The 11,439-nt window shown below is 72.5% G+C and carries 11 protein-coding genes; 8 read left to right on the forward strand and 3 right to left on the reverse strand.

The features are described 5' to 3' along the window. The 3 genes from KUA19_RS30450 to KUA19_RS30460 form a co-directional block, all read left to right on the forward strand. Positions 1-294 (forward strand): UDP binding domain-containing protein (locus KUA19_RS30450; RefSeq protein WP_302563261.1); only part of this gene is annotated, 294 nt, incomplete at its 5' end. A gap of 143 nt (positions 295-437) precedes the next feature. Further along, positions 438-1,583: a mannose-6-phosphate isomerase, class I gene (manA, locus tag KUA19_RS30455; RefSeq protein ID WP_217401755.1), complete on the forward strand. Its 1,146-nt coding sequence runs from the start codon at positions 438-440 to the stop codon at positions 1,581-1,583. Positions 1,584-1,683: 100 nt separating this feature from the next. Beyond that, positions 1,684-2,925 carry a sporulation protein gene (locus KUA19_RS30460; protein WP_217401476.1) on the forward strand — a complete coding sequence of 414 codons (1,242 nt, stop codon included), beginning with the start codon at positions 1,684-1,686 and terminating at the stop codon, positions 2,923-2,925. A gap of 8 nt (positions 2,926-2,933) precedes the next feature. On the opposite strand, the gene KUA19_RS30465 is transcribed toward KUA19_RS30460, so the two are convergent. Next, the gene (locus KUA19_RS30465; RefSeq protein WP_217401478.1) at positions 2,934-3,140 is read right to left on the reverse strand and encodes a DUF2277 family protein; all 207 of its coding nucleotides are present in this window, start codon (positions 3,138-3,140) and stop codon (positions 2,934-2,936) included. A gap of 35 nt (positions 3,141-3,175) precedes the next feature. On the opposite strand from KUA19_RS30465, the gene KUA19_RS30470 reads away from it, so the two are divergent. Beyond that, entirely contained in the window at positions 3,176-4,033 is an 858-nt protein-coding gene (locus tag KUA19_RS30470) for a hypothetical protein (RefSeq protein WP_217401480.1), read from the forward strand. 154 nt (positions 4,034-4,187) lie between these two features. Here KUA19_RS30470 and KUA19_RS30475 read toward each other — a convergent pair whose 3' ends face one another. Beyond that, positions 4,188-5,198, reverse strand: coding sequence for a GlxA family transcriptional regulator (locus KUA19_RS30475; RefSeq protein WP_217401482.1), 1,011 nt, complete (start codon positions 5,196-5,198; stop codon positions 4,188-4,190). 99 nt (positions 5,199-5,297) lie between these two features. Here KUA19_RS30475 and KUA19_RS30480 point away from each other — a divergent pair, with 99 nt between their 5' ends. From KUA19_RS30480 to KUA19_RS44720, 3 genes are all read left to right on the forward strand, one after another. Continuing rightward, positions 5,298-6,587 (forward strand): MFS transporter, encoded by a 1,290-nt coding sequence (locus KUA19_RS30480; RefSeq protein WP_254550367.1) that lies wholly within the window; start codon positions 5,298-5,300, stop codon positions 6,585-6,587. A gap of 147 nt (positions 6,588-6,734) precedes the next feature. Further along, on the forward strand, positions 6,735-7,940 hold the full coding sequence (locus KUA19_RS30485; protein ID WP_308167734.1) for a glycosyltransferase family 4 protein: 1,206 nt from the start codon (positions 6,735-6,737) through the stop codon (positions 7,938-7,940). 2 nt (positions 7,941-7,942) lie between these two features. Then, a complete protein-coding gene (locus KUA19_RS44720; protein WP_217401484.1) occupies positions 7,943-10,054 on the forward strand; it encodes an amylo-alpha-1,6-glucosidase in 2,112 nt (703 codons plus the stop codon). Here KUA19_RS44720 and KUA19_RS30495 read toward each other — a convergent pair. Then, positions 10,022-10,825 carry a SigB/SigF/SigG family RNA polymerase sigma factor gene (locus tag KUA19_RS30495; RefSeq protein WP_308167735.1) on the reverse strand — a complete coding sequence of 268 codons (804 nt, stop codon included), beginning with the start codon at positions 10,823-10,825 and terminating at the stop codon, positions 10,022-10,024. The genes KUA19_RS44720 and KUA19_RS30495 overlap by 33 nt on opposite strands. 131 nt (positions 10,826-10,956) lie before the next feature. Here KUA19_RS30495 and KUA19_RS30500 point away from each other — a divergent pair, with 131 nt between their 5' ends. Continuing rightward, positions 10,957-11,439: an NUDIX hydrolase gene (locus KUA19_RS30500; protein ID WP_217401485.1), complete on the forward strand. Its 483-nt coding sequence runs from the start codon at positions 10,957-10,959 to the stop codon at positions 11,437-11,439.

Raw genomic sequence — 11,439 nt, forward strand, 5'->3', positions numbered from 1 at the left:
ACCTACAAGCCGAACATCGCCGACAAGCGCGAGAGCCCGGCCACGCCCCTGGCCCGCGCCCTGGCCAACCTCGGCGCCAAGGTCAGCTTCCACGACCCGTACGTCCAGCACTGGGACGTCAACGGGGTCGAGGTTCTGCGCGCCGACGACCTCGACGTCGCCGTGGCCGAGGCCGACCTGGTCATCCTCGTCCAGCAGCACCGCCAGTACGACGTCGACGCCCTGGCGGCGGCGTCCCGCGAGTTCTTCGACACCCGCGGCGTGACCACCGGCGACGACGCGCACCGCCTCTGAGCAGGCAGGCTGTCTGAGGTGCCAGGCTATGGGCCTGCTCACAGCGGCAGGCCCGGCCGCGGCGTCGGCCTTGCCGTCGCGCCGGTGCGGAATCTAATGTCGCTCCCGGTCCGAAGCCGTGCCCGAGGAGTGTGAAGGTGACGCTGTTTGCGCTGCGCTGCGCGGTGCGGCCGTACACCTGGGGCTCGCGGGAGTTCATCGCCGCCCTGCAGGGCCGGTCCGTGCCCAGCGCCGGACCCGAGGCGGAGCTGTGGATCGGGGCCCATCCCGGTGACCCGTCGCGCGACGGCACCGGGCGCGGACTCGACGAGTTGATCGCGCGGGCGCCGCGGGCACTGCTCGGGGCGGCCGCTGACCGGTTCGGGCCGCGGCTGCCATACCTGATGAAGGTCCTGGCCGCGGCGTCGCCGCTGTCCCTGCAGGCCCACCCCGACCTGGCCCGCGCCCAGGCCGGATACGCCGCCGAGGACGCCGCGGGCGTGGCCCTGGACAGCGCCGCGCGCAGCTACGTCGACCGCAACCACAAGCCAGAACTGCTCGTCGCGCTCACTCCGTTCGACGCGCTGTGCGGCTTCCGGCCGGGCGCGCAGGCGCGGGAACTGCTCATGGCGGTCGCGTCGCCGCCACTGGACGGGGTGCTCGCGGCGCTGGCGGCGGGCGGGCCCGTCGCGGCGGTCGGGGCGCTGCTCGCGCTGCCCCGCGACACCGCCGCCGAGGTGGTCCGGCACGCGTTGGCGCGGGCCGACCGGCTGCCCGCGGCCGAGGCCGCGCTGCTGCGACGGCTGGACGAGGCGTTTCCCGGCGACATCGGCGTGCTGGTGGCACTGTTGCTGACGCACCTGACCCTGGCGCCGGGCGAGGGGCTGTGGGTGCCCGCCGGGGTCATGCACGCCTACGTGCAGGGGGCCGGGGTCGAGATCATGGCTGCCGGTGACAACGTGCTGCGCGGCGGGTTGACCGCCAAGCACGTCAACGTGCCCGAGCTGCTGGCGGTGCTCGGCGATGGTTGCGCCGCACCGGTGGTGATCGCGCCCGTCGAGGTGGACGAGGGTGTCACGGCCTGGCCGGCGCCGGTTGAGGACTTCGCGCTGCATCGGGTGACGGTCGCCGACGGTCGCCGCGAGTTGGCGCCGGGCGGCCCGCGCCTGGTGCTGTGCGTCGCGGGCGAAGTCGTCGTGACAGACGGTGACGGCGAGGTCAGGCTGGGTTCGGGCGAGGCCGCGTTCGTGGCCGCCGGGCCTGGGTTGGCGCTGTCCGGCACGGGTACGACCTTCGTCGCCTCGGTCTGACCCGACGGCAGTCTGACCGCGACGGCAGGCTGACCCCGGCGGCACGGATGGGATGTGTCGGAGTCGGGTGGGTTTGCCCTGGTTGAGTGATGATGGACGCATGGTGTTGCGACGCATCCTCAGCAGCCTCGGCTTCGGCGGTGTCGACGTCGACACCGTGCTGTCGACCCCGACCGCCCGGCCGGGCGGTCCGTTCGCCGGGCAGGTACGCCTGCACGCGCGCGGCGCCGTCGAGATCGAGTCGATCGAGCTGCTGGTGGTCGCCTCGAGCCCGGCCGGTTCGGGTGAGGTCGAGCTGGCGCGCTTCCCGGTCGCGCAGCGGCTGGAGCTGGCCGGGGGCGCCGGGCAGGCGGTGGGGTTCCACCTGGTGCTGCCGTACACCGTGCCGGTGACCCTCGTGTACGGCCACCCGATGCCCGGCATCGGGGTCGGGGCGCGTACGCAGGTGAGCGTGGCGGGTGGGTCGGCCAAGACCGACTTCGACCCGCTCGGCGTCGAGCCCACCGAGATCCACCAGCGGGTGCTCGACGCGCTGGGCACGATCGGCTGCCGGTTCATCCGCAGCGAGCTGCGTCCCGGCCCGCAGCCGTGGCAGGCGATCACGTTCTACGCGCCCGTACCGGCCGGACAGCCGGTGGGTCCGCACATCCCGCAGCTGCTCTTCGCCTTCACCGGCGACCCACAGGGCATCACCGTGTACGCCGAACCCGCCGCTCGTCCCGGGCAGGGCACCACCCACCGGGTCACCGGCGAGCAGGCGCGCGAGCTGGGCGCCGACACCGGCCGCTGGATCGAGTTGGTCGACGGCTGGGTGCGTGGCGCCCTCGCCGAGCTGGCCAAGGCGCCCGTCGACCAGGGCTCGTTCATGCGCCCGCCCGCCGCCGCGCCCGCCGGTCAGGGCTGGCTGCCGCCGCGCCACCCCAACCACGGCTACGCCTACTCCGGGTACGAGGGCTCCGGCGGTTACCGCTACGGCGGCTACCGGCCCGGGATGGGCGGGGCGGTGGTGGCGGGGTTGGGCGGCGCCGCGCTGGGCTTCCTCGGCGGCATGGTCATGGGCGAGATGATCCACGACGCGCTGACCCCCGACGTGACCGGCGACGCCGCCGGTGCCGCTGCCGACCCTGGCCCAGAGCAGGGCACGGACCAGGGCGGCGACACGGCGTCGGCGTTCGAGGGCGGCTCCGACCCGAACAACTATGAGGTGACCGGCGACGAGTTCAACCAGGGCGGGTTCGAGACCGACGGCTTCGGCGCGGGAGGCTACGACCCGGGCGGTTACGACCCCGGCATGAACGACTTCGGCGACTTCGGCGGTGACTTCGGCGGCGGAGACTTCTGACCGCCCCCTCAGCGGCGGACCTGGAGGGTGGCCAGGAGGGTGGCGGTGGCGGCCGCGACAGCGGCGACGGCCTCGTCGAAGGCCTGGGCGTTGTGGGCGGCCGGGGCGCGGAAACCGGAGATCTTGCGGACGTACTGCAGGGCGGCGGCCTGCACGTCCTGCTCGGTGACGATCTCCTGGAACGGCGGGCGAAGGGTCTTGATGCTGCGGCACATGGTAGCCATTGTCCCTCGCTGGGCATCATGGACGAGTGACCGCACCAGCCGACCTCTCCGTCGCCCGGCCTGCCTCCGTACGCGTGCTGGCGGCGTTGCTGGTGCTCACCGCGCTGGTCACCGCCGCCGTCGAGTGGCTGAACTGGTACTACGCCGAGGACGGGGGCTACGGGCTGTTCGTCCGCACCGGGTGGGCGCTGCTGCGGGCGCTCGGGTTCCTGGTGTTGATCTGGCACGTGTGGGCGGGGCGGCCCGGGGCGGCGCCGTTCGGGCTCATCCTGTGCATGACCACGATCTTCTCGGTGGCGCGGCTGGTCGTACCGAAGCGGGGCTATCCGCCGCTGCCCGGCGTGATCGGGTTCGGTGTGGTCACGCTGCTGTGCCTGCTGGTCATCGCGCTGCTGTATCGCTCGACGGGCGTGGCCGGGCATCTGAGCAGGCCGCGTGCCCGGTGGGTGGTGGACCGCGACGGGATCAACCGCAAGGTCGTCGAGACCCGGCCGCAGGTCGCCGGATGGCTGATCACGGCGCGGGTCGCGTCGTTCAGCTACAGCGCGCTGATGCTGGTGGCGTGCGCGGTCGCGTTCGGGCCGGTGTTCGACGGCCGGTTGGCGCAACTGCCGCTCGTGCTGGTCTGGCTGCTGCTGGCGCTGGGGATCAGCTACGTGACGTTGTTCGCGACGTACTTCCTGCTCAAGGGCAAGGGGTGGGCCCGGCTGATGCTGGTGGCGCTCACCGTGTTCGTGCTGGTGGTGCACCTGCCGCTGTGCTGGTGGCTGCTGGGCATGGACGGGTTGGTCCGTGAGGGCGGGCCACTGCTGGTGGCGGCGCTGCTCACCCTGTACGGCCTCTGGCGCGCGGGCCGCAATGGCCGCACCCCGGCCACCGCGTGACACCCGCGCCCCCGCGCTCCACGTGACCGTCCGCCCTCCGCGTGACGCCCCCCGCCCCCCGCCCCCGCGCTCCGCGCCGTTGGGAGGGTGCAGTTTCGGGGAAAGTGCACGAATCTTGGCCGCTATTCCAGCACTTTCCCCGAAACTGCTGCGATCAAGGCGCGAGGGTCGGGGTCGGGGTCGGGGTCGGGTCGGGGGAAGGGCTGGTGGTGGGGCGGAAGGTGCGGCGGTAGGCGAGCGGGGCGGTGCCGATGCTGGCGCGCAGGTGCTGGCGCATGGAGACGGCGGTGCCGAACCCGGCCCGCTCGGCGACCTGGTCGACGGTCAGATCGGTGCTCTCCAGCAGGTGGCGGGCGTGTTCGACGCGCTGGCCGGTGAGCCAGCGGCCGGGGCTCAGCCCGGTCTCCTCGCGGAAGCGACGGGTGAACGTGCGTACGCTCATCCGCGCGTGGCGGGCCAGCTGGGGCAGGTCGAGCGACTCACCGAGCCGCTGCAGCGCCCAGGCGCGGGTGGAGGCGGTGGAGGCGTCCCCGGCCTCGGGCAGCGGGCGTTCGATGAACTGGGACTGGCCGCCGTCGCGCCACGGCGCCACGACGCTGCGCCGGGCGGCCCGGTTGGCGACCTCGGTGCCGTGGTCGCGCCGCACCACGTGCAGGCACAGGTCGAGCCCGGCGGCGACCCCAGCCGAGGTCAGGATGTCGCCGTCGTCGATGAACAGCACGTCGGCGTCCAGTTGGACCTGCGGGAACATGGCCCGGAACAGGTCGGCGTAGGCCCAGTGGGTGGCGGCGGGGCGGCCGTCGAGCAGCCCGGCCGCGGCCAGCGCGAACGCGCCGGTGCAGATGGACATGATCCGGGCCCGCCCGGCGACCCGGCGGACGGCCGCCAGCGCGGGGTGGTCGGGGTCGAGGCGGACGTGTTCGCGGAACAGGCCGGGGAGGATGACCGTGTCGGCCCAGTCGAGCAGTTCCAGGCCGTGCTTCGGGACGATGTCGTAGCCGCCGCTGCTGTGCACCGGGGCGGCGCCGGGGGTGCACACGCGCACCTCGTAGAGGCGGTTGCCGTCGGGGTCCGTGGCGCTGTTGAAGACCTGCGTGGGGATGCCGAGGTCGAGCGCGACCACGCCGTCGAAGGCGAGGACGGCGACGCGGTGCGGTCGGTCCATACCGTCGATGATGCCACGCACGTGGCCGGATGTTTTCGGATAGTGGCAATCAGGCCACTGGTCGCCCGCGCCCGCCCCTCGCATGATGATCACGTGACATTGCTGGAAAGCCGCGTCAAGCGGGTCAGAAGTCAGAACGTCGCCTGGGCGGTGGCGGCGGTCGCATTGGTGGCGATCGTCGGTTCGGCCGGGTTCCGGGCCACCCCAGGCGTGCTCATCGAGCCGCTGCGGCAGGAGTTCGGCTGGTCGCGCGGCACCATCTCGGCGGCGGTATCGATCAACCTGGTGCTGTTCGGGCTCACCTCACCGTTCGCCGCCGCGCTGATGGAGCGCTTCGGCATGCGCAAGGTCGTGGCGGCGGCGATGCTGCTGGTCGCCACGGGCAGCGGCCTGACCGTGTTCATGAACGCCGGCTGGCAGCTCATTCTCTGCTGGGGCGTGCTGGTCGGGCTGGGCACCGGGTCGATGGCGCTGGCGTTCGTGGCCACGTTCACCGGCCGCTGGTTCATCAAGCACCGCGGTGTGGTGACCGGCATCCTGACCGCCGGTGGCGCGACCGGCCAGCTGATCTTCCTGCCGTTGCTGGCGAACCTGGTCGCGCACCACGACTGGCGCGTCGCGGCGCTGACGGTGGCCGGGTCGGCGCTGCTGGTGGTGCCGCTGGTGCTGTGGCTGCTGCGCGACAATCCGGCCGAACTGGGCGTGCTGCCGTACGGCGCCGACCCGGCCGAACCGGTGGCACCGGCGCCCGCGCCGACCGGGGCGGCCCGGCGGGCCGTGGGGGCGCTGCGCGACGCGGCCCGTACCAAAACGTTCTGGCTGCTCGCGGCCGGGTTCGCCATCTGCGGCGCGACCACCAACGGCCTGGTCGGCACGCACTTCATCCCCGCCGCGCACGACCACGGCATGCCCAGCACCACGGCGGCGGGGCTGCTCGCGCTGGTCGGCATCTTCGACATCGCCGGTACGGTGCTGTCGGGCTGGCTGACCGACCGGTTCGACCCGCGCAAGCTGCTCGGCGCCTACTACGGCCTGCGCGGCCTGTCGCTGCTGGTGCTGCCGAGCCTGTTCGCGGCCGACCCGCACCCCAGCATGCTGGTGTTCGTCATCTTCTACGGGCTGGACTGGGTGGCCACGGTGCCGCCGACGATCGCGCTGTGCCGCCAGGCGTTCGGCGCGGCGGCGCCCATCGTGTTCGGGTGGGTCTTCGCCTCGCACCAGCTCGGCGCGGCGGCGGTCGCGTTCGTGGCGGGCGTGGTCCGGGACCAGTCGGGCACGTACGCGGGGGCGATCTACGTGGCGGGGCTGCTGTCGCTGGTGGCGACGGGCCTGTCGCTGGCGGTCCGGCGCCCCGGTGAGGTGCGCCGCTGGCGCCTGGCCCGCGCCTGACCCCGCCCCCACCCTGTCCCCAACCCTGTCCTCACCCCGGTTGTCGATCACGGTGCCGGGGTGGGGACACGCCGTCGAACCCGGCCATAAGTTCATGATCAACGGGAACCAGGTGTGGGAGAGGGCGGGTGGGGGTAAACAGAAGTGGTGAGAACCACGCTGGTCAAGGGCGGTGACAGTACGCCCGAACGTTTCGGCAGGGTGCAGAACACCCTGCTCGGCTCCGGGTCCGCACCGTTGCGGATCGCGATGGTGGCGCCACCGTACTTCGACATCCCACCCGCCGCGTACGGCGGCATCGAGGCTGTCATCGCCGACCTCAGCAACGCCCTGGTCGAACTCGGTCACAAGGTGACCCTGATCGCGGCCGGACATGACGGCACCCAGGCCCGGTTCTGGCAGGTCTGGGAAGAGGCGGTGCCGGAGCGGCTGGGCGAGCCCGGCCCGGAGATCATCTACGCGGCGCTGTCGCGCCGGGTGGTGGAGAACCTCGCCGCGGCGGGCGAGGTGGACGTGGTGCACGACCACACCTTCGCCGGTCCGCTGAACGCCCCGGCGTACGAGCTGCTTGGCCTGCCCACCATCGCGACCGTGCACGGGCCGGTCGACTCCGAGCTGCGCGGCTACTACCAGACCCTGGACCGCGATCTCTCCCTGGTGGCGATCAGCCGCCGCCAGCGCTCACTGGCACCGGAGCTGAACTGGCTCGACACGGTGTACAACGGGCTCAACCCGAACGACTGGCCGTTCCAGGAGCGCAAGGGCGACTACGCCCTGTTCCTGGGCCGGTTCAACGCGGACAAGGGCGCGCACACCGCGATCGAGGCCGCGCACCGGGCCGGACTGCCGCTGATCCTGGCGGGCAAGTGCGCCGAGCCCGAGGAGAAGGAGTACTTCGCCAAGGAGGTCGAGCCGCGGCTGGGCCCCGACGACCGGATGATCGGCGTCGCCGACGCCGCGCGCAAGCGCGAGCTGCTGACCAACGCCCGCTGCCTGCTGTTCCCGGTGCAGTGGGAGGAGCCGTTCGGCATGGTCATGATCGAGTCGATGGTGTGCGGGACGCCCGTGGTGGCGCTGCGTGCCGGTGCCGTGCCCGAGGTCGTTGAGCCCGGCGTGAGCGGACTGATCTGCGACGACCCCGACGAACTGCCCCAGGCGCTGGTCGACGTGGCCCAACTGGACCCCCGGGCCTGCCGCGAGCACGTCGTGCGCGGGTTCAGCGCGACCCGGATGGCGGTCGGCTACGCGCGGGCGTACCGGGCGGCGCTGGCGCGCAAGCAGCGGCCGCAGGCAGCCGCACGCGGAGCAGCCCGTATGGCGGTCCGCGCCAGCCGACTCACCCCCGGAAGGTGACCGTGACGAATCCCGCCCCGCTCAACGCCTCCGAGCCGGTTCCGCACGGCCAGGGTGAGGTCACCATCGTGGAGGGCACCACGTTCAGCATCTGCGCGCCCAACGGGGACATGAACCCCGGGGCCGCGCAGGGGCTGTTCTTCCGCGACACCCGCATCGTGTCGTGCTGGCAGCTGCGCCTGGACGGCCAGCCGCCGCAGCCGCTGCAGGTCGTCGACCGCGACGCCTTCGCGGCCCGGTTCATGCTGCGCCGCCCGCCCGCGCCGGGGCACGCCGACAGCAGCCTGCTGGTGGTGCGTGAGCGCGTCGTCGGCCAGGGCATGCGCGAGGTGATCACGCTGGAGAACGTCGGGTACGAGCCGACGATGGTCACCCTGGAGCTGCGGGTGGAGACCGACTTCGCCGACCTGTTCGCGGTGAAGGAGGGCCAGATGGTCCCGTCGGTCACGCATGCCACCGCGACCGGCGTGAACCTGGTGTTCAGCCGCTCGGACAACTCGCGCGGACTGCTGGTGCACGCCACCGGTGAGCCGACCAGCAGCCACAACGGCCTGAGCTGGCAGGCGGTCATCCCGGGCCGCGGCCGCTGGCGGACCGAGATCGAGGTGCATCCGGTGGTGGAGAGCCGCCGGATCGAGCCTCGCTTCCGTGACCACCTCGCGGCCGAGGACGCCGACTCCGGTTCGTGGCGGCGCCAGGTCACCAGCATCCGGGTGCAGCACGACGGCATGTCGCTGGTGCTGCGCCGCAGCGTACGAGACCTGGACGCGTTGCGGATCTCGGTCAGTGACGAGGCCCGGCAGACGTTCGTGGCGGCCGGGGCGCCGTGGTTCATGACCCTGTTCGGCCGCGACAGCCTGCTCACCTCGTGGATGGCGCTGCCGCTGGACCCGGGGCTGGCCGTGGGGACGCTGTACACGCTGGCCGGACTGCAGGGGCGCAAGGTCGATCCGCGCACCGACGAGGAGCCGGGGCGGATCCTGCACGAGCTGCGGCTGGGGCCGGAGAGCGCGTCGGCGCTGGGCGGCTCGCACTACTACGGCACCATCGACGCCGGGCCGCTGTTCGTGGCGCTGCTGGGCGAGGTGTGGCGGTGGGGGGCGGCCGAGTCCGACGTACGCGCGCTGCTGCCCGCCGCCGACGGGGTGCTGGCCTGGATGCAGGCGTACGGCGACCGCGACGGCGACGGGTTCGTCGAGTATCGCCGCGCCACCGACCGAGGCCTGTTCAACCAGGGCTGGAAGGACAGCTTCGACGGCATCAACGACGCGGCCGGGCGGCTGGTGGAGCCGCCGGTGGCCCTGGCCGAGGTGCAGGGCTACGCGTACGCGGCGTGGCGGGCGCGGGCCGAGCTGGCCGAGGCTTTCGGCGACCAGGCCTGCGCGGCGGCCTGCACCGAGCGGGCCGAGAAGCTGCGCGAACGCTTCGCCGAGGCGTTCTGGCTGCCCGACGACGGCTACTTCGCGGTGGCCCTGGACGGGCACAAGCGGCCGTTGGACGCGTTGACCAGCAATCCGGGCCACTGCCTGTGGACCGGGATCGTCTCCGACGAGCACGCCGCGCAGATGGTGCGCAAGTTCGCCGGCTCCGACATGGACAGCGGGTTCGGGCTGCGTACGTTGTCGGAGCGGATGGGCGCGTACAACCCGATGAGCTACCACAACGGGTCGGTGTGGCCGCATGACACCGCGCTGTGCATCGCCGGGCTGATGCGATACGCCCACGTGCCGGGCGCGGTGGAGCTGGCGCACCGGCTCGCCGACGGGCTGATCGCCGCCGCGACGGCGTTCGGCGGGCGGCTGCCCGAGCTGTTCTGCGGCTTCCCGGCCGACGTGTACAAGCCGCCGGTGCCGTACCCGACCTCGTGCTCGCCGCAGGCGTGGGCCAGCGCGGCGCCGCTGCTGATCGTGCGGGCGTTCCTCGGCCTGGACCTGGACGCGCCCCGGCGCAACATCGTGCTGAAGCCGCGGCTGCCCGAGTCGTGGGGCACGGTCACCGTCGACCGGCTGCCGTTCCTGGGCTCGAAACTGCGCATCAGCGCCAAGGGCACCGACGCGGAGATCCGCGGCCTGCCCGAGCCGTCAGGGGCGGAGCTGGGCCTGGTCGCCGAGTGACGCGCGCAGCTGGGTGAAGCAGCGGTTGAGCAGCCGTGACACGTGCATCTGGGACAGCCCGAGCCGCTGGGCGATCTCGGCCTGGGTCAGGTCGTCGGTGAACCGCAGCGCGAGCAGGTGCCGGTCGCGCTGCGGCAGCGCCGCGATCGCCTGACGCACCACGTGCTGGTCGGCCAGCGACTCCAGCCGGGCGTCGGCCTCGCCGAGCAGTTCGCCGAGCTCGGCCAGGCTGCCGCCGGTGCTGACCATGCTGTTCAGTGAGCCGACCGCGTACGCGCTGGCGCAGGCCATCCCGGCGCGGATCTCGTCGGGGTCGCGGTTCAGATGCGTGGCGAGGTCGCCGACCTGCGGGGTGCGCTGCAGGCGCTGGCACAGCTGCGGGATGGTCCGGTTGATCTCCAGGTGCAGCTCCTGCAGCCGCCGGTGCACGCGCAGGGTCCAGCCCCGGTCGCGGAAGTGGCGACGCAGCTCGCCGAGCATGGTCGGGGCGGCGAACCGCTCGAAGCGGACGCCCTGGGCGACGTCGAACCGGTCCACCGACTTGATCAGCCCGACCAGGGCGACCTGGGTGAGGTCGTCCAGCTCCTCGCCGCGGAAGCTGAACCGGCGGGCGATCCGCCGGGCCAGCGGAATCGCGGCGTTGATCGCCTCATCGCGGGCCTGCGTCCAGGCGGGGTCGTCGCGCGGGAACCGGCGCAGCCTGACCAGCGCCGCCGACACGACCCGGTCGCGTCGCGCCGACCATCCGTCTGTAACGCCGTCTCCGTTCACTATGCGAATTTTATCCGCGTATGCCGTGGCCGCCGCCTGATCGACAGAGTTGCCCGGCAACCGGGCGTATCTTGTACCCTCATATGCCCGCTTGCCGGGCAACTTGCCCGCACCATCGACCTGGGGGACCGATGCTCACGCCGATCATGGCGACGTTGGCGTACGTGGTGGCGCCTGATGGGGGCAGCGTGCTGCTGCTGCATCGGGACAAGCGGCCGGACGACATTCACTACGGCAAGCACGTCGGACTGGGCGGTCGGGTCGAGCGCGACGAGGACGTGCTCACCGGCGTATGCCGCGAGGTGCGGGAGGAGTCCGGACTGGACGCGGGGCAGCTGTCGCTGCGCGGCACGGTGTCGTGGCCCGGATTCGGCAAGCGCGGCGAGGACTGGTTCGCGTTCGTGTTCCGCGTCGACTCCTTCAGCGGGCAAGCGCACTCCGGCAACCACGAGGGCACGCTGACCTGGGTGCCGATCGAGAAGCTGTACGACCTGCCGATGTGGGCCAGCGACCGGGAGTGGCTGCCGATGGTCTTCGACGACGACCCACGCCCCTTCCACGGGGTCATGCCATACCGCGACGGCGAGATGGTCAGCTGGTCCTACGTACGCTGA

Origin of the sequence: Catellatospora tritici (assembly GCF_019083965.1) — a bacterium.
Classification (GTDB): Bacteria; Actinomycetota; Actinomycetes; order Mycobacteriales; family Micromonosporaceae; genus Catellatospora; species Catellatospora tritici.